12 protein-coding genes and 2 pseudogenes are annotated in these 18,419 nt (G+C 62.5%); 5 read left to right on the top strand and 9 right to left on the bottom strand.

The genetic code is table 11. The features are described 5' to 3' along the window. The first annotated feature begins 3 nt into the window (after window positions 1-3). The 3 genes and pseudogenes from FFS10_RS10505 to FFS10_RS10490 all read left to right on the top strand — a co-directional run. Complete coding sequence (locus FFS10_RS10505; RefSeq protein ID WP_012478234.1) at window positions 4-4,740, top strand: zincin-like metallopeptidase domain-containing protein; 4,737 nt, start codon at window positions 4-6, stop codon at window positions 4,738-4,740. Window positions 4,741-5,130: 390 nt separating this feature from the next. Then, window positions 5,131-8,046: a Tn3-like element IS1071 family transposase gene (locus tag FFS10_RS10495; protein ID WP_003049965.1), complete on the top strand. Its 2,916-nt coding sequence runs from the start codon at window positions 5,131-5,133 to the stop codon at window positions 8,044-8,046. Between the two features lie 143 nt (window positions 8,047-8,189). Further along, window positions 8,190-8,555: pseudogene (locus FFS10_RS10490) on the top strand (transposase); the annotation flags it as partial. Between the two features lie 102 nt (window positions 8,556-8,657). Here FFS10_RS10490 and FFS10_RS10485 read toward each other — a convergent pair. Genes FFS10_RS10485 through FFS10_RS10445 form a run of 9 tightly spaced genes read right to left on the bottom strand, consistent with a single transcriptional unit; the run spans window position 8,658 to window position 17,304 of the window. Further along, window positions 8,658-9,488, bottom strand: a complete 831-nt coding sequence (locus FFS10_RS10485) for an SDR family NAD(P)-dependent oxidoreductase (protein ID WP_137894260.1) — start codon at window positions 9,486-9,488, stop codon at window positions 8,658-8,660. Window positions 9,489-9,513: 25 nt separating this feature from the next. After that, window positions 9,514-11,076, bottom strand: coding sequence for a class I adenylate-forming enzyme family protein (locus tag FFS10_RS10480; protein ID WP_137894258.1), 1,563 nt, complete (start codon window positions 11,074-11,076; stop codon window positions 9,514-9,516). Window positions 11,077-11,115: 39 nt separating this feature from the next. Next, window positions 11,116-11,811 carry an ABC transporter ATP-binding protein gene (locus FFS10_RS10475; RefSeq protein WP_212744118.1) on the bottom strand — a complete coding sequence of 232 codons (696 nt, stop codon included), beginning with the start codon at window positions 11,809-11,811 and terminating at the stop codon, window positions 11,116-11,118. After that, on the bottom strand, window positions 11,804-12,559 hold the full coding sequence (locus FFS10_RS10470; RefSeq protein ID WP_137894256.1) for an ABC transporter ATP-binding protein: 756 nt from the start codon (window positions 12,557-12,559) through the stop codon (window positions 11,804-11,806). The genes FFS10_RS10475 and FFS10_RS10470 overlap by 8 nt, the downstream gene beginning before the upstream one ends. After that, window positions 12,556-13,536 carry a branched-chain amino acid ABC transporter permease gene (locus tag FFS10_RS10465; RefSeq protein ID WP_137894254.1) on the bottom strand — a complete coding sequence of 327 codons (981 nt, stop codon included), beginning with the start codon at window positions 13,534-13,536 and terminating at the stop codon, window positions 12,556-12,558. The genes FFS10_RS10470 and FFS10_RS10465 overlap by 4 nt, the downstream gene beginning before the upstream one ends. Beyond that, on the bottom strand, window positions 13,533-14,396 hold the full coding sequence (locus FFS10_RS10460; RefSeq protein ID WP_249931244.1) for a branched-chain amino acid ABC transporter permease: 864 nt from the start codon (window positions 14,394-14,396) through the stop codon (window positions 13,533-13,535). Before FFS10_RS10460 ends, FFS10_RS10465 begins: the two co-directional genes overlap by 4 nt. A 24-nt stretch (window positions 14,397-14,420) precedes the next feature. Further along, window positions 14,421-15,638 carry an ABC transporter substrate-binding protein gene (locus FFS10_RS10455; RefSeq protein WP_171016129.1) on the bottom strand — a complete coding sequence of 406 codons (1,218 nt, stop codon included), beginning with the start codon at window positions 15,636-15,638 and terminating at the stop codon, window positions 14,421-14,423. 49 nt (window positions 15,639-15,687) lie between these two features. Beyond that, a complete protein-coding gene (locus FFS10_RS10450; RefSeq protein WP_137894250.1) occupies window positions 15,688-16,938 on the bottom strand; it encodes a thiolase family protein in 1,251 nt (416 codons plus the stop codon). Between the two features lie 9 nt (window positions 16,939-16,947). Further along, window positions 16,948-17,304: a long-chain fatty acid--CoA ligase gene (locus FFS10_RS10445; RefSeq protein ID WP_137894247.1), complete on the bottom strand. Its 357-nt coding sequence runs from the start codon at window positions 17,302-17,304 to the stop codon at window positions 16,948-16,950. A 173-nt stretch (window positions 17,305-17,477) separates the two neighbouring features. Here FFS10_RS10445 and FFS10_RS10440 point away from each other — a divergent pair, with 173 nt between their 5' ends. Both FFS10_RS10440 and FFS10_RS10435 read left to right on the top strand, forming a co-directional pair. After that, window positions 17,478-18,023 (top strand): MarR family winged helix-turn-helix transcriptional regulator, encoded by a 546-nt coding sequence (locus FFS10_RS10440; RefSeq protein WP_137894245.1) that lies wholly within the window; start codon window positions 17,478-17,480, stop codon window positions 18,021-18,023. 87 nt (window positions 18,024-18,110) lie between these two features. Next, window positions 18,111-18,352 (top strand): annotated as a pseudogene (locus FFS10_RS10435) (transposase); the annotation flags it as partial. Window positions 18,353-18,419 lie beyond the last annotated feature (67 nt).

The raw sequence follows: 18,419 nt of genomic DNA, 5'->3' as shown, positions 1-18,419 counted from the left end.
CCCATGCCGATCAACCAGGCCGAGGCGCAAGCCGTCACCCTGGCGTTCGTCCGAGACTATCCCGGCGCGCTGGAGCTGGCCTATCGGTTCCGCGACAACACCGGCGAGCTGTACGGCCACCGGGCAGCAGAAGTCCCGGCAGACCTCAAGGGCGGCTATGTCCCGAAGGAGACGATCCACAACGGCCGGGCCTACCGTGGCCGCGTGGACGTGCCCCTGGCGAACATGGACGACGCCGCCGACCTGGTGCTGACGCTGCGGCATGAAGTGCTGGGCCACTACGGGGCCAACACCTTCAAGCCGGCCGAGAAACGCGCCCTGCTGGACGGCCTGATCGCCGCCCGCGAGGAACCGAGCCTGAAACCACGCTGGGAGGACATCAACCGCCGCTATGCCGGCGCTTCGATGGACGTGCGCGCGGAAGAGGTTTGGGCGCTGCATTGCGAAAGCATCGCGCCCGGCCAGCACGCGGGCCAGGCCCAGGTGCTGGAGCGCGGCCAGCAGTCATTCATGGAAACCTGCATCGCCCGCGTGCGGCCCATGCAAGTCGCCGACCTGCACAACATCGTGTGCATGGTCGCGGATGGCCTTCACGACCGTTCCAGGACGCAGCAGACCTTTCCGCAGATCAACGAACTATTCCGAAGGGATGAAGCAATGGAACCCAAGAAGCCATTTCATGAAGTCGTTGCCGAAAAACTGATCGAGCAGCTCAAGGCAGGCACCGCGCCGTGGCAACGGCCGTGGGAGCCTGGCGAGCCGAACGCCTACCTGCCGATGAACCCGACCACCGGCAAGCGGTACAAGGGCATCAACGCCATTCACTTGATGGCCCAGGGCCGCAGCGATGGCCGTTGGATGACCTACAAGCAGGCCGCCGCCGTGGGCGCGCAGGTTCGCAAGGGCGAGAAGGGAACGCCTGTCCAATACTGGAAGTTCAGCGAGGAACAGAACAAGGTCGATGAGAGCGGCCGGCCCGTTCTCAACGCGAAGGGCGAGCCGGTCAAGGAAACCGTGCAGCTCGAACGCCCGCGCGTGTTCTTCGCCACGGTGTTCAACGCCGAGCAGATCGACGGCCTGCCGCCGATCCAGAAGAAGGAACAGACCTGGAGCGCCGTCGAGCGCGCCGAGCACATCCTGAAAGCGTCCGGTGCGTCGATCACGCACGCGCCTGGTGATCGCGCGTTCTACCGGCCCGCGACCGACAGCATCCACCTTCCCGACCGGGGCCAGTTCCCCACCGCCGACAACTACTACGCGACCGCCCTGCATGAGCTGGGCCACTGGACGGGCCACCCGTCCCGCCTTGACCGCGACCTGGCCCATCCCTTCGGTTCCGAGGGGTACGCCAAGGAAGAGCTGCGCGCCGAGATCGCTTCCATGATCGTCGGCGACGAGCTGGGCATCGGCCACGATCCGGGCCAGCACGCCGCCTATGTCGGTTCCTGGATCAAGGCCCTGCAAGACGAGCCGCTGGAAGTGTTCCGCGCCGCTGCCGACGCCGAGAAGATTCACGACTACGTGCTGGCCTTCGAGCAGAAGCAGGTTCAGGAACAAGAGCAGGCCCAGGTGCAGCAGCCCGAGCAGCACTACTCCGATTTGACGCTCCAGGCCCTGGTCGAAAAACACGGCTGGGAGGTTGCCTACAGCGGCTTGCAAGAGCCTGGCCGTGTGGATTCCGTCCATCGCACCTTTGAAGGTGTCGGGCCGCTGGGCACCATGACCACCCCGAACGGCGAGCGGCGCTTGTCGGCCGGCTACCACGACGACGCCGAGCGCCGGCGCTACGTCACGTTGAAGCTGGGCGACCAGGTGATCGGCGATGCCGATGGCCGCGACCAGAAGCCGGAAGAGATCGCCCGCCAGATCAACGCCAAGGCCGAGCAGTACGCCGACGAGCGGCGCGTCAAGAACGGCCTGGAGCCGATCTACAGCATCGCCTCGCAGCAGGCCGAGGCCCAGCAGCTCAATGATGAGCTGCGCGAGCACGGCCAGGAGATCGTTTCTCACCTGGACGCGCAATCGCGGTGGGCGGATGGCGAGCGCATCTTTGCCTTCCACGAACAAGACGAACAACCGCACCAGGTCAGAAGCCTGGCCGAGCTGGAGAGCTACGCGCCCGATCAACTGCTGGCCCTGCCGGCGCTGGCCCAGGAGCAAGAGGCAAAGCCCTTGTCCGTGGCCGAACGCACGGCCGAGCAGCACGAGGCCATGAAGGCTGCCGACGATGCTTTCCAGCGCGAGCTGGTGCGCGCCTATGGCGAGAACAACGCCGGCGATGCCCGCTACAAGACCCAGCACGACGATGAGGCCGTGCAGAAGGCCGGCGATGCCTTCGTGGCCGCGTCGAACGCCTGGCGTGAGGCCGTGCGCGATGCCCGTCAAACCGTTGCGAGTCAGGAGGCCACGATGCAAGTACCCCAGCAGACCGACCAGGCCGAAGCCTGGATGTTGAAGCACGTCGAGCTGGGCACGGTGGGCCGTGCGCTCGAAGGCGCGACCCTGGAGCAGATCGACCGCGCCCTGGACGTGCTGGATCGCATGCAGCCGATGAACACGCAAAACGAGTTCTGGACGCGGCACGAGCTGCCCTACGACCTGGAGCCGCTGGAAGCGAAGATCAACGACGCAATAGATCACCTGGTCGAAGAGCGCCGGCCGGATGCCGTAGTCGCTGCAACGCGGCTTGACCTGGCAACCGGCAACACCAATTCACGCGAGCGCGACCGCCAAGCCTTCCACCTGGCGGCCGACGATGCGCTGGGCTTCCCCCTGCCCCACGACTGGACGGGTGAAGTGCGGGTTGTCGGCGTGGTCGAGCGTGACGGCGAGACGCGGGCCGCCGACCTGGCCACGGAGACGCCGGAGGCGTACCACCTGTACGCCCGGAAGGGCGAAGCGCAGTTCGGCGAGGATGCCTTTGCCTACCTCACCGCCACCCGCACGCTGGGCGAGGCCGACGAGCTGGCCGACCGCCTGGCGCTGATCGACGCCAATTCGCAGACGGACGAGTACGAGAAGGCGACCCGGCTTGCCCGCGTGCAAGAGGATCGCGTCCGCCGCGACCCGAACAGCACCGACGAGGACATTTCAGCGGCTAAAGAAGCCCGGAAGGCGCTGGAGGCCAAAGCGTTCGTCGCGGCCGAGGAAGCCAAGAACTCCCAGCGGGTCGATGACGAGCGCGGCGACTCCGTGGAGCACCAGGCACCGCAGGAACAGCGCGTGGCTGCGGCCGACCAGCAGCCGGCCCAGGCCAGCCAGGCAACCGAACGGCAGTACATCAGCGTGCCGTTCAAAGAGAAGGACGAGGCCAAGCAGCTCGGAGCGCGCTGGGATCGCAAGGAACAGTCCTGGTACGTGCCGGCGGGAGTGGATGCGGCCCCCTTCGCCAAATGGTCGCAGGGAGCCGCTACGCCGGCCGTAGAGGCCAAGCCGACCCAGCAGGCACCCGAGGCCCAGGACGGCGGCCAGAAGGCCGCACAGGCCGTCCAGCAGGCCCGGCAGTACCTTGCCGTGCCCTACGAGCAGCGCAACGCCGCCAAGGCCGCCGGCGCGCTTTGGGACAAGGCCGCGAAGTCCTGGTATGCCGGCCCTCGCGCCGACATGGCGAAGCTGGAACAGTGGAAGCCCGAGAACGTGCAGGCCCAGCAGGGGCCAGCGATGACGCCAAGGGAAGAGTTCGCCGAGGCCATGCGCAGCGCCGGCCTGTTCACCGGCAGCAACGCCCAGGGCGATCACCCGATCATGGACGGCAAGCGGCATCGCGTGCCGGTCGAGGGCGGCAAGAAGGGCACGCTCGATGGCTTCTATGTCGGCCACCTGGACGGCCACCCGGCCGGCCGGATCATCAACAACAAGACCGGCACGGACATTACCTGGAAGAGCAAGGGCTACGCCTTGAGCGACCAGGAGAAGGCCAAGCTCCAGGCCGAGGCGGCCGAGAAGCTGGCCCAGCGTGCCGCCGAGCAAGACAAGCTCCAGGAAGCCACCGCGCAGCGCGTCGGCCGCCAGATGCCCGACCTGGTGCCGGTCGAGCAGCCGACGCCCTACCTGCAAGCCAAGGGCATCGAGGCCCACGCCGGCGTGTTCACCGACCGCGAGGGCCAGAAAACCTACATCCCCGCCTTCGACGTGGACGGCAAGCAGTGGACGATGCAGTACATCCAGGAGGACGGCACCAAGCGGTTCGCCAAGGACAGCAAGAAGGAAGGATGCTTCCACCCGGTCGGCGGCATGGATGCGCTGGCCGCAGCGCCGGCGCTGGTGATCGCCGAGGGCTATGCCACGGCCGCGAGCCTGGCCGAAGGGCTGGGGCATGCCACCGTGGCCGCGTTCGACTCGGGCAACCTGCCGCACGTGGCCCGCGCCCTGCGCGAGAAGTTCCCCGACAAGCCCATCGTGATCGCCGGCGACGACGACAAGGCCCAGGAGATCGAGCGCGGCCACAACCCCGGCCGCGCCAAGGCCGAGGAAGCCGCGAAGGCCGTAGGCGGCAAGGCCATCTTCCCGATCTTCGCGCCGGGCGAGCAGCAGGCGAACCCCAAGGGCTTCACCGACTTCAACGACCTGGCGAACAAGAGCGAGCTGGGCCGCGACGGCCTCAAGCGCCAGGTCGGCGCAGCCGTGGGCCAGGTGCTGATCGAGGAAGGCCGCCGACAGCAGCAGGAGCAGCGCCAGGAGCGTGCGGAGAAGCAACAGCAGCAGCCGGAACGCCCGCGCCGCGCGGCACGCATCGGCTAAAGTCCCGGAGGGCTGCAACCACACGCGCGGTTTCCTCCCTCCCTGGCCGCCGGCAGTCATCGCCGCCTCGCACCCCGAGGCGGCTTTTTTTTGCTCGAGCATCGCCGCATCCGACGATGCCACCAGGCCCGCGCACGTCGAGCTGCAGCATCGCCATTTCCGGCGATGCACGCCGGCGCGGTCGACCATCGCCAGTTCCGACGATGGCGGCCGCCCTGCCCGCCTGGATCTCGCATCGCCATTTCGGGGTCTCCTCGTTTTCAGTGCAATAAGTGACGGTACGCAAAGCTAGCACTGGCGCGGGGGTGGTCTGGGTAGACCGTTGATTTCATTGACTTTCCTGTTCGCTTTGTAAACGGGTATGGTGGCCTCCCACTTTTGAGGTTCACGATGCAGGGTTGGCACACAACGTTTTTGGGGATGCGTGGGCTCCCCCGCGATATCAGCGACTTCGAGATGAAGGCATTTTTCACCTTCGATGGTGCCGAGCGCGACGCAATCAATGCACGCCGAGGTGATTCCCACAAGCTTGGTCTGGCGCTCCATATTGGTTTCCTGCGCATGAGTGGGCGTTTGCTCGGTGCCTTTCGGGTAATTCCAGTAGCCTTGTGGCGCCACCTTGGCAACGAGCTTGGCATTGCAGCACCAGAAGTCGCCTCGCTGAGAGCCATGTATGAACGCGGGCGCACGCTATTCGATCACCAACAAGTAGCCTGCACGGTCCTTGGATTCCAGTGGATGAGCGAGCACCAGCGCCGCTCACTGGTACGTGAACTGCGCGACGAAGTGGCGCGCTGCGCCGACCGCGATCAGCTACTCGTGCGGGCGCGTCAATGGCTGTACAAGAACAAGCTGGTGATCGTGCACGAGCGGGCAATTCGGACACTGATTGCGGCGGCACTTGCCCAGCTTGAAGTTGAAACAGGCACCGCCATCGCCGCCAGCGTTGATCCAGCAACACTTGATCGCTGGCGAGCCTCAGTTTCAGAGCTGCGCCCAGATGGACAAACCCAGCAGAGTTGGCTATGGGCTGCACCGGCGAAACACTCAACCCGCCAAATCAGCGAGGTACTGGAGCGCATCGACCTGCTTTACACGCTGGACGTTCATAAGCACCTGGCAGACATCCCCGATCTCATCTTGCGCCGCTACGCGCGCCGACTTGTCTCCAGGCCGCCCTCAGCCGGAGCCAAGATCAAAGAGCCAGCGCGCACCGTGGAGGTCGCATGCTTTCTTCGGTATTGCCTGTTCACCACCACAGACCAGTTGATCCTTATGGTGCAGCGCCGGATCGCCGATCTGTGGCGTCAGGCTGCCGCCGATGTCCCCGCTACCGTCAATTGGGCCGCAATGTACAAAACGCTGCTCGGCGAACTTGTTGCCTTGAGCGCGCAAGGTGCGGTGCCAGATGCTGAGTTGCGTGCCCGTCTTGAAGCCTTGATCACCGAAACCCAGAAACGCAAACCACCGAGCAGGGCCTCCCTGGTCCGCGAGGGATTGATTGATGGAATTCGCCCCGTGCGGTCGTTGCTCGTCGCCATTGCAAAGCTGCCCTGGCAGGCCACCGGCGAGCATCCTGCCATCGAGTACCTTGCCAAGCTGCAAGCTTTATATCTCAAAGGATCCAGAAAGCTGCCAGTTGAAGTGGTGGCACCAAGTCTGGGAATGATCTGGCAGGTTTCGATCTCCAGCCCAGACCGGGAACGGGCGTTTCAGGCGTTGGAGGTGGCCACCCTGTTTGCCCTGCGCCGCGCGGTGCGCAATGGCTCGGTCTGGATTGAGCACAGCCTGAGCTTTCGGGGTCGTGCGCGCTTGTTCTTCACGGACGAGCGTTGGCAGGCAGAGTCCAAGAAACACTATGCCCGTCTATCGTTACCCAGCAAGGCTGCCACTTTCTTGAAGCCTTTGCTGGCCAGAGTAACTGCCGGTGTCGATGCGGTGGCCGCTGCAGCCCGCAGTGGCGTACTGCGCGTGGATGATGAACTCCATTTGTCGCCATTGCCCGCAGAGGACGAAGACCCAGAAGTGACCAAGCTGCGCGCGGCTTTGGATCACCGCATCGGTGAGGTTCAATTGCCGGAAGTGATTCTGGCCGTTGACGCCCAGGTGCGCTTTAGCTGGATCATGCTCGGACGTGAGCCGCGCTCTACCGACGAGCTGCTGATGGTCTATGCCGGCATCATGGCCCACGGCACCAGTCTGACTGCGGTCGAATGCGCGCGCATGATTCCGCAATTGTCTGCCACCAGCATTCGCCAGGCCATGCGCTGGGCGCGGGACGAACGGCGTCTGAGCCAGGCCTGCCAGGCTGTGCTGGAATTCATGCAGCGACACCCGATTGCCGCCACCTGGGGGCGGTCCGATTTGGCATCTTCTGACATGATGAGCATGGAGACCACCAAACGGGTGTGGCAAGCCCGGCTTGATCCTCGGCGCAACACACCTTCCATTGGAATCTACTCCCATGTAAAAGACCGGTGGGGCATCTTCCATGCGCAGCCCTTTGTGCTCAATGAGCGCCAGGCGGGCGTGGCCATTGAAGGTGTCATCCGCCAAGAAAAGCTGGAGACCAGCCAGCTTGCTGTGGATACCCATGGCTACACCGACTTTGCCATGTCACATGCCCGTTTGCTTGGTTTTGATCTTTGCCCGCGGTTGAAGGAACTCAAACAGCGCCACCTCTTTGTGCCACGCGGCACCAAAGTGCCCGCAGAAATCGCTGCGGTGTGCGAAGCCAATGTCGACGTCGCTTTGATCGAAAAGCATTGGGATAGTCTGGTGCACCTGGCAGCCTCGGTCATGAGCGGACATGCCAGTGCGGTGGCAGCTCTTGCGCGGTTCGGTTCTGCCGCCCAGGGCGATCCAATCTATGAGGCTGGCGTGCAATTGGGGCGGTTGCTGCGTACGGCGTTTTTGGCTGACTACTTTGTCAAGGACGCTTTCAGGAACGAGTTGCGCCGGGTGCTCAATCGGGGCGAGGCTGTTAACGCCCTCAAGCGCGCCATTTATACCGGCCGGATCAGCCCGGCGCAGGCCAAACGTGTCGATGAAATGCAGGCTGTGGCCGATGCGTTGAGCCTGATGGCCAACATCGTGATGGCGTGGAATACCTCACAGATGCAGGCGGTCCTGGATCGCTGGTCGAACCGCCGCCAGGTCATTCCACCGGAACTGATCGGGAAGATTGCGCCCACCAGGCTGGAGAGCATCAACTTGCGGGGTGTGTTTCGCTTCCCGGTTGACCGCTATGCTGACCAAATCCTGCCTTCGCGGCCAAATGCATCGATAACTGGCACCAATGGATGAAACCGACCACGGTTTGACGCCACGAATCGCAGATTTGAAAGTGAACAGGAAAGTCAATGAAATCAACGATCTACCAACACCACCTCCGCGCCAGTGCTAGCTTTTCGTACCGTCACTTATTGCACTGAAAACGAGGAGACCCCGTGGAGCACTACCTCAATCACGATCGATGCATCGCTGCCACGATGAGGGCGCTGGGCTACCCTGGTCGTGGGACGTTGACCGCCTGGGTTCGTGACGCGCTTCCTGAGACCAGGAAAGCCATGGTTTGGAGGGCTGGCCGCCCAAGGTATCCCGAGGCATTGAAGCAGGCTGGAGTCATAGAGCTTTGCACTCGCCGCGAAAGTGCGCAAGCCGTGGCCGAAAAATTAGGTGTGTGCAGGCCGACGTTGTACAACTGGAAAAACCAGCTACTCGGCCGCGAGGCCCCCGCGTCCATGAAGCACAGCAACAACTCACCGCCTGCGCCAGAGTGGGCGGAGCTCGAGCGCCAGCTCCAAGCGCTCCAGACCTAGTGCGGACCAACCAATGAGTCGAGAAGCAGCAGCCTTGAGCCGACCTTTCGGGATTACTGTCCTTGATCGGAAATGCCCTCGGTAGCAACGGTCGGATCAGATCCCGGCCAGTCCGCCACCGCATAGGACGACCTGCCCGCTGACGTAATCCGATTCTGGGATGCAGAACAGGTAGACAGCGCCGGCGCCTTCTTCGGGCGTTCCCGCGCGCCCGAGGGGAATCTGCTGCTGCAACCGCTCGAATAGATCTGCATTGACGCCGATGCGCAGATCGTGGCCGTCGATGGACTGCACTACATGCTCGGCAGTGCTGACCAGTAGCCGCGTCTTGATAAGCCCGAAGGCAACGCAGTTCACGGTGACATTCATGCGTCCCCACTCCTTGGCAAGTGTGCGGGTCATCCCATGGATGCCGGCCTTCGCCGCGGAGTACGCACTTTGCCCGGCATTCCCGGACATGCCCGCCGCGGAGGAGATGTTCACCACCTTGCGGACTTTGCGTTGTCCCGCCACAGATTCCTGCTTTACGAAGTCGCGGATGACGGGTTGAGCCGCGCGCAGGATTCGGAAAGGCGCGGTGAGGTGAACATCCAACATCGTTGCCCACTGCTCGTCCGAGACCTTCTGTATCACGTTGTCCCACGCATATCCTGCGTTGTTGACCACTATGTCGAGGCCAGAAAACTCGCGCACAGCTGTGCCGACGAAGCGTCCGGCGAATTCATCCGACGTCACGCTGCCTATGCATGCCACAGCCCGTCCCCCTGCGGCGCGAATCTGTTCGGCTACCTCTTGCGCCGGTTCTTCGTCAACGTCGTTAACGACCACCGATGCACCGTCAGCGGCAAGCTTCAATGCAATTTCTCGCCCGATCCCGCGCCCCGAGCCGGTGACCAGGGCCACCTTTCCATCCAATCTGCCGATCATTTCGATTCCTCACTACTTGTTGAATTTACGTATCAAGCCTGCAACAGGCATAGACCTCGGCGAGTTCGCCCTTGACAACCTTGCCGAGGGTATTGCGAGGAAATTCGCCTACCAGGACCACATCGTGAACGCGCTGGTGGCGCCCAACACGTTCGTTGATCCACGTCTTCAGTTCGTCGGCCCCGACCTCCCCCGAGGGCTTGAGCTTGACGAATGCGACGGGCGTTTCGCCCCACTTGGGATGCGACACGCCGACCACGGAACAATCCTGTACCGCCTGGTGTTCAAGCCCGACCGCCTCGATGTCGGCGGGATAGATGTTGAGGCCGCCGGAGATCAGCATGTCTTTTGAACGACCCTTTATCGTTACCCAGCCGTCTGCGTCAATGCTCCCCAGATCGCCAGTGCGCATGAATACATGGCCATCCGGAGATTTCCAAGCGACGGCCTCGTTCGACGCGGGGCGAGCTAGATAGCCCGTCATTGCAATGGCACATCGCCCGACCAGTTCCCCGATTTCGCCTTTGGGAAGCTCCTTGCCACACTCATCGACAACGCGAATCTCGCACGTCGGAATCGCGCGCCCCACAGAGCCGGGGTGGTCCTTCACCTGGTGCGGCTGTATCGCTGTGGCGACACCTTCTGTGAAGCCCCATAGCTCGCCCAGTCGTTCGCCGGTCATCTCCCGGGTGCGTCGCTTCAACTCCGAAGACATCGGCGCACCCGCGGTCACGATGAAGTCAAAGCATGACCAATCCGTCTCGCGCGCTGCCGGCAAGTCGATGAGCGCCTGCGCCATGGTCGGCACCATGAAGGCGAGCGTTGGACGGAAGCGCCGGATTTCCTCCAGGTAGCGCTGCGGATTGAAGCTCCCGGCAAGGTAAACAGCGCCTCCGGTAGCCAGTGCAGGAAGCAGCACCATGAAAGAACCGTTCGTGTGCGGGGGCGTCGTCAGCAGTAGCCGGCAACTTGACGAGCAACGAAAGACCGAAGCCAGGATCAGGGCCATTTGCGCCCGCGCCCGGTGGGAGTGCACGATGCCCTTTGGGGTGCCCGTCGTTCCAGACGAGTAAATGATCGTCGCGGGATCGTCAGGCCGCAGAACCACAGTCGACCTATCCGCTGAAGCGGCTGCGGCAGCCGCACCGATGTCCACGGTCCCTGCGAGAACGCCGTCCTCGCTACACACAATGCGGCATGGTTCGTTGGGGCCGATGCGCGGGATCACTGCTGCTGCAAGGTCGCCGTACGTCCTGCTTACCAGCAGGTGCGTCGCACGCGCATCGGCCAGCTGCGCATGAATGGCTTCAGGCCCGAGCATCGTGTTCAACGGCGCCGCCACCCCACCGGCCCGCAGCACACCGAATAGATGAATCCATGACCACCGCGACGAATCGATCAGCATCGCAACTGGCTGAGCCCTGCCGAGGCCCTGTGCGATCCAGGCGTTTGCCGAGGCGGTCACCAGGCCATCCAAGCTGCGCCATGAAACTTCGCCTGCGGAGTCGATGAGCGCCGGTTCGTTTGGTCGCGCCCTGGCGTTCAACTCGATCATCTCGGCGACCGACAGGAATTCCTGCTCCAGCATTTTCTGTACTCCTTTCGTCCTCGATGCGACGGGTGCGTTTCACACACTCATCAAACGGTTCACTTTTTCTTCGTCGCGCAGGAACGCTTCACGGTTTCCCTTCCATGCCACGCACCCGGAGTCGAGCACGTAGAAACGGCGGGCCAACTGCAGCGGAATCCGCGCGTTCTGCTCCACGATGACGATTCCAATCTGTTCCGACGCAACAGTCCTGATGGCTTCCAAGACCGCTTGCGCCATGATCGGAGACAGCCCTTCTGTGGGCTCGTCAAGCAGCAGCACGGCCGGTTGACAAAGCAGCGCGCGCGCGATTGCGAGCATCTGCTGCTCGCCGCCAGACAGGGCCGCACCCGCGGCTGTCCGTCTTTCAGCCAGCCGCGGAAAGAGCGAAAAAGCTGATTCAATCGTCCAACGAGACGCCTTGTGCGCGACTGAGGACATCCGAAGGTTCTCCTCGACGCTGAGCAGTGGAAACACTTGCCGGCTATCCGGAACGAGTGCAATTCCAAGCCGGCTCATCTGCTCGGCTGACACCGCGCGCAGTGCACTTCCGTTCCAGCGGATAGTGCCTTCACGCAGCGGCTCCCAGCCGGCAAGCGCCTTGAGAGCCGTAGACTTTCCCGCCCCGTTCCGGCCGACCAGCGCCACGACCTCACCAGGTTCGATCTCCATTGACACTTCGAAGAGCGCTTGGGCGCCTCCGTAGAACACCTGTGCACGTTCAAGCTCAAGCATCAGCAGTCCCCAGGTAGGCTGCCCGAACCTGCTCGTTTGCCTGGATCTCTCCAGGCGAGCCCTTTGCAAGCACGTTACCGCCAGCCAAGCACACAATCTCATCCGCAAGATCCATGACGACATCCATGTTGTGCTCAACCACCACCGTGGTTCGGCTCGCTGCGACGCGGCGAAGCAGATCCACGTACTGGGCCATCTCGCCATGGCCCACCCCAGCCAGTGGCTCGTCCAGCAGAAGAACCACGGGGTCGGCAATGACGCTCAATGCAATCTCCAGACCGCGTTGCTCTCCATGCGAAAGTTGACCCGCAGGTAACTCGGCCCGATCGGTCAAATTGAACTCCTGCAGTCTTTCGTCAACGTCCTGGACGATCTTGCGCATGGAGTCGACGGTGCGCCACGGCACCAGGCGTTTAAGCTCCGTGCGCTGGACTGCCAAGCGCAGGTTCTCGCGCACGGTCATTCGCGGAAAGACATTGACGATCTGGAACGAGCGCGCCATGCCTTGCTGTGCCCGCTGCCAGGGGGCGCTGCGGGTGATGTCGCGGCCCTCAAGCCGCACGATGCCGGCGCTTGGTGTCTGCAACCCGGAGAGGACGTTGAGCAGGGTCGTCTTACCGGCGCCGTTGGGCCCGATCAAGGCCGTCGTCTTGCCGGGAAGGAACGTCAGGCTCACATCGCGTAGCGCCTGGAACGAACCGAACCGGACGGCGATGGACTCGCACGAGAGCTGGGCGGCCCGCTTCATGCCTGCCTCGAGCGCCAGAAACCAGCCGCCCTGCGGCGCAGAAAGCGCGCACGCAGTTGGGCGAGGATGCCCACTAGTCCAGCTGGTGCAAACAGGGTGATCAGGATAAATAGCAGGCCGACGAATCCGAGCCAGTGCGGCGTTATGCCGCTGATCACCTCGCGGGCGCCTTCGAAGAAGGTGACGCCCAACAACGGCCCGAACAGGGTTCCTGAGCCGCCCAGAATCGCCATGATCAGAACTTCACCCGACAGCATGAAGCGCAGCATGTCCGGACCGACGAACATGGTGAGCATCCCGAATAGCGCGCCGCTAAGACCGGAAATTGCGCCTGAAAGACCGAGGGCGGTGATGCGGTAGAAGCCTACGTGGTAGCCCAGTTGTTCGGCCCGCACGGGATTGTCCCGCACGGCCGCGAGAGCATGCCCGTAGGGCGAGCGTCGCACCAGCGCGATTAGCGCGAGGATGGCGCTGAACACGAAGCAGGTGAACCAGAGGTAACGCAGGGTGTCGCTGAAGTCAATCCCCAGGACCATCGGGCGCGGGATGCCCGGGATTCCGTCGGAGCCCCCGCTGAAACGACGCATCTTCACCTCGATCAGTATGCTGACAAGCTGACCCAGCGCGAGGGTTGCGAGCGCGAAGTAAATGCCCGTTGCGCGTCGTCCCAGCACGCCGAAGAGCAGGGCCAGCAGGCCACCGGCAACGACTGATGCGGCAAGGGCGGGGAAGACTCCCCAGCCGGTGCCAATAGCGACCCAGGCGAACGCATAGGCCCCAATGCCGAAGAAGGCGGCATGCCCGACCGAAAAGATGCCGGTCCGCCCAAATGCCAAGTCAAATGCCGATGCGAAGATGGCCATGATCAGCACCTGGGCAATGAAGTGCTGTGCGCCTTCAGAAACCAGTCGCCCGAGTGCGGCGCAAGCAAGCCCGATCACGACGGCCGCAATCAGTTCTAACCTTAAGTTTTTCATGCTTTGCGCGCTCCTGGCGAGTTGAACAGTCCCTGAGGACGCAAAAGCAGCACGATGACAAGAAGCACGTACGTCAGCAGGTCGACGTATTCGACTGCATATTGCTGCCCGAACGCGCGCAGCAAACCCAGGGCGAATGCGGCCGCAACAGCACCTCGGACGTTGCCAAGGCCGCCCACGATGACGACCATAAAACTGTCCAGGATCACCGTCCCTCCCATATTGACCTGCACAGGGCTGAGAGGGGCGGCGATGACCCCTCCGAGGCCAGCGAGAGCGCCGCCCAGCGCGAACACCGTGGTGCGATAGCGCGCGATGCTGATGCCAAGGCCACGCACCATCTGCGCATGTGTCATGGCGGCACGCAACACCATGCCGATACGGGTGCGATCGATCATCAGGACAAGCACGGCCGCGACCAGCGCACCTGCAGCGATCACGAAGACGCGGTAGACCGGCAGCTTCTCGCCGAGGACCTCCATTTGTCCGGAGAGAAAGCCGGGGATCTGGATGTGTCGGTAATTCAAGCCCCAGATTGCGCGAGCGACTTCCTCCAACAAAATGAGTAGCCCGAAAGTCAGTAGCAGTTGCTTCTCGTGCGACTGTTCGTAGAGAGGCCGCAGCAGAAGGGCCTCTATCGCGACGGCCAATGCGGCAATCACGAGAGGGGCGATCAGCAGACCGGCGACAAAACTCCCGCTACGAGCCACCACCTCGGCAGCTACGAAAGCACCTAGCATGTAGAGCGTGCCGTGAGCGAAGTTCACGACTCCCAGCATGCCGAATGCCAAGGCAAGGCCTGCGGCGACCAGCAGCAGCACGGCGCCGATACTCAGGCCAATCAAGACAGTGGTCAGCACGTCTGCGCTCCTGCCACGGGCCTACTAGCGGCAGGCCGTAAACAGTTCGGCCGCCGAGAAGGTGTTTGTCACTTGGATGACCACCGGCGGCATCGGCGGCGTCGCAGCGACGGCGCGACCGAAGTAGCCGCTTTGTTCCGCCTGCTGGTCGCATGAACGCATCTTCTTGGCGCCTTCCACCGAGTTGGGCCGGGCGCTGGTCTTGAGCGACTTCACCCACACGGCCTTATCCCACGACTTCGTCGCGTCGATGACGTCCAGGAACCAAGCCATTCCGTCGAACGCTTCGCCGGCGTACTGGTCTGGCACGTCGTTGTATTTGGCCTGATAGGCCGCGACAAAGGCCTTGTTGGCCGGGTTGTCTATGCTGAAGTGGTAGCGCAGCGTCGAGTAGACGCCGCTGCTTCCGGACCCCACCGCCTTGGCGATGGACTCATCCATCGTGGTGGAGCCGAACAGCTTCTTCTTTTCCTGCAGCTTGAACTGCTCACCCTGCTTGAGCAGCGTGATCATGTCGCTTCCGGAGACGAACAGCGCGACGGCTTCGGCATCGCTCTGAAGGATCTTGTTGATGATGATCGAGAAGTCGCGTGTGCCGATGGCGGGAAACTCTTGGCCGACCACCGTCGCGCTGCGGGCCTGGAGCATCGCCCTGAATTTCGCTTCGGCGTCCCGCGACACGCCTGCGTCGGAGGCGACTGTGAACACTTTTTTGAACTCACTATGGGCGGCAAAGCGGTCCAGCATGCGCATCTCCATGTCTATCGAGTTCGACGTGCGGAATGTGTAGGGATTTCCCTCCTTGGCCGTGATGTCGTCCGCCGCCGACATAGTCACGAGCAGGGGCGTTTGCGCGCGTTCAGCGACCTTCATCACCGCAAGCGTTGCGCCGGACGCGACAGGCGCGAACAGCAGGTGCGACTGGGCCGACACCATGCGAGTGGCCTTCTGCACCGCCACCTGCGGCTTTGTTTCGTCGTCTTCCCAGATGAACTTAACAGGCGCACCCAGCACTTTTCGGCCGCGCATTTCGGCAGCCAGTTCAGCGCCCTTGCGCATCGATTCGCCCATCACCCCGAACGGACCGGAGAACGTGCCGATACCGCCAATCCGGAATTCGGTTTCCTGGGCGAGCGCGGGAACCGCACACAGCGCCGCAGCTAGTGCGAAAAGGTTCAACATGCGGACCCGCTTCGGCGTACAGTGCAGCGGGGTTTTCATGGCCTGATAGTCGCGATTCATTCCTATCTCCTTGGTTGGTTTTTCCGTGTGAATCCCGCAAGGGATGTGTTCAGTTGCGTTCCAGGATGACGACCGAGCAAGCCGCCTCTTCAAGTCCCAGCAAGCCGCCACCGTTTTCCTGCAGTGCAAGACGCGCATTCACTACCTGCCGCTCGCCGGCTTCGCCCCGTAGTTGGGTCGCGAGTTCCGCCAGCATCGACAGCCCCGTTGCGCCAAGCGGGTGGCCCTTGGAAACCAAGCCGCCAGACGTATTGACTGGGATGGCACCACCAAGGCGCGTCGCGCCCGACGCGACGAACGGGCCGCCCTCGCCGTCGCGACAGAAGCCAAGCATTTCCATCTGGTAGATTTCGCCGAAAGAGGTCGCATCGTGGACCTCTGCTACATCAATGTCGGAGGGTTTCACATCTGCCTTCCTGTAGGCCTTCTCCGCGGCGACGCGTGAGAGCGAAGGCTCGTCCTCGCTTCTCATCTTGCCGCCGGTAAATACACTGGCACGGATCTTCACGGCCCTCGCACGCACCTCGGGTGCGACGCTTTGCAGGTGGCGCTCCGAACAAAGTAGCGCAGCGGCCGCACCATCACCGATGGGTGAGCACATCGCGCGCGTAAGCGGGTCGATAACCTTCCGGTCGGCGAGCACTTCCTCGGGCGTCATCTGGAATCGGTACTGCGCTTTCGGGTTGAGCGAGCCGTGGAAATGGTTCTTCGAGGCGCAGTACGCAATCTGCTCACGTGTGGTTCCCCACCGATGCATGTGATAGGCGGCCTGCATGGCATAGGTGTCCATCGGTAGCGTGCGTCCAGGCCCCGGCGCGAAAGACCGGCCAATTTTTCCAGCGATCCTGCGGTATTCCCCGAACAGCTCCTCGCGATCGAATGGAGCGCGCCCACCACTGAAGCGCGTCAACATTTCCTCGCCGCCTTCGGGGTCGTACAGCTTCTCGACGCCTATGGCCAGCGAGAGGTCGGACTGGCCGGAAAGGATGTCCTTCCATGCGCCGTGGAACGCCATCGATGCGGTGGCGCAACCGCCTTCCACATTGATCATGGGCACCCGATCCGGAAACAATCCTTCCTGTACCAGCGGGACGAAGGAGATCTGGCCCCGGACCACCGCTTGCCCCCAGTAGTCAGCCATGCAGTTGCCGAACCACGCGAACTCGATGCCATCGCCCTTGGCCATTCCAGCATCCGCGAGCACGCCCATGTAGGCTTCGCGCGATAAGTCCCGGATGGACTTGTCGATGTGCCGCTTGAACGGCGTCGTATAGGCGCCAACGATGTAAACATCTTGCATGCTTTTTCCCTAGTTCTGCCGCAGCAGACCTTGCCAGAAGCGATCGCAGATCTCGCGCTTCGACGTCTTGCCAACAGCTGTGTGGGGCAGCTCACCCCAGAATTCGACGGACTTGGGTGCTGTCGTGCCACCAAGTCGCTCGTGACCGTACTTCTGCAAGTCTTCGCGCGGAGCCTCGGAGCCGCAAGCTCGAGTTCCTCTTTGACGGTCTCTTCCCACTTGCTTCTCAGAAAGCTGATCACGGCACTCTCCCGAGCCACTCTGAGGCGCCAACCCTCGATGAACCGCCGGCAAGGCCTCGGGGACGTGCATCAATCCTGCCGAGTGCAACTCGGCGCGGCATTCGAAAAAGCCAATCAGGTTCACGGTCGTCGTCTCCGGACAATCTGGCGTCAGTACAGTGCAAGGCCATTTAATATAGCAATATTACTGATACATTAATCATTGTTTTATTAGTAGTTACCCTGAATGAATCAACTACGAGTAGCATTGACGCCGGCTGCCGCTGCGGCGCCACATTTCAGGAAGCAACGAGGACCATGAACGCGACACGACGCAGCGCCAAAGCCCCTGCCTCAAGCAGTGCGAGCTCCGAATTCGACAGCGCCTTCTGGAACGTTATCCAGTCCCACTTTTTCTCTCACGCGCACCTGCGCCAAGCGGCCGAAGCTGCACTGGTCCCACTACAGCTTGGATTGGCACACCATCGTGCGATGGCTTTCATCTATAAGAACCCGGGCATCACCGTGGGGCAGTTGCGATGTGAACTCCGCGTGTCGAGCCAGGCGCTCAATACGGTCCTCGGACAGCTGATACGTCGTGAGTTGGTGGAACAAAAAGCTGGGCAGGAAGATAGGCGGATCAAGCATCTCTTCCTCACGCGGGAAGGAAAGGATGTGCTGGAAACGGCCTTAGGCCGCCAACGCGATGTAGTCAGGAAGGCGGCACATGCGTGCGGACCCGATGCAGTAAAGGGCTTCATTGCATTGGCTCGCGCAATGGCTGACGAGGAGGCGCGACAGTCAATCGGCCCGGTTGATGAGGCTGCGGTAGTTATGCTGTGCAAAGCCGGCCGGGCCAGCTGAAATTGCTCATAACGACAGCTTGGCCTTGCCATAAGCGTTTCAACGGTAGTGCCGACAGTCCACAGGTTCTAGACTGGGACCGTCGGCTACCGGCGCATCAGGCGATGGGAGCATGAGGAAGTCATGGGGACCGGATGCCCAATGCCATGACGGTGCGCAAAAGCACCATCGAGCATGTCTTCGGCACCCTCAAACACTGGATGGGTGGGACGCACTTCCTGACCCGAGGCATAGAGAACGTGGCAACCGAGATGAACCTGAGCGTGTTGGCATACAACTTCAAACGCGTCCTCCGCATCCTGGGTTTCGAGCGGGCCAAGAAAGCGATGCAGTTGTTGGGCGCATGGGCACCCTTTGCAGCCGCCTGCAGGCCCGATCTACAACCCCGAGCGGGCA

It is taken from the genome of Ramlibacter sp. 2FC, from assembly GCF_005503345.1.
In the GTDB taxonomy this organism is placed as follows: Bacteria; Pseudomonadota; Gammaproteobacteria; order Burkholderiales; family Burkholderiaceae_C; genus SCMQ01.
The sequence above is the reverse complement of the archived record's forward strand: the minus strand, read 5'-3'. Positions and strand labels throughout refer to the sequence as shown.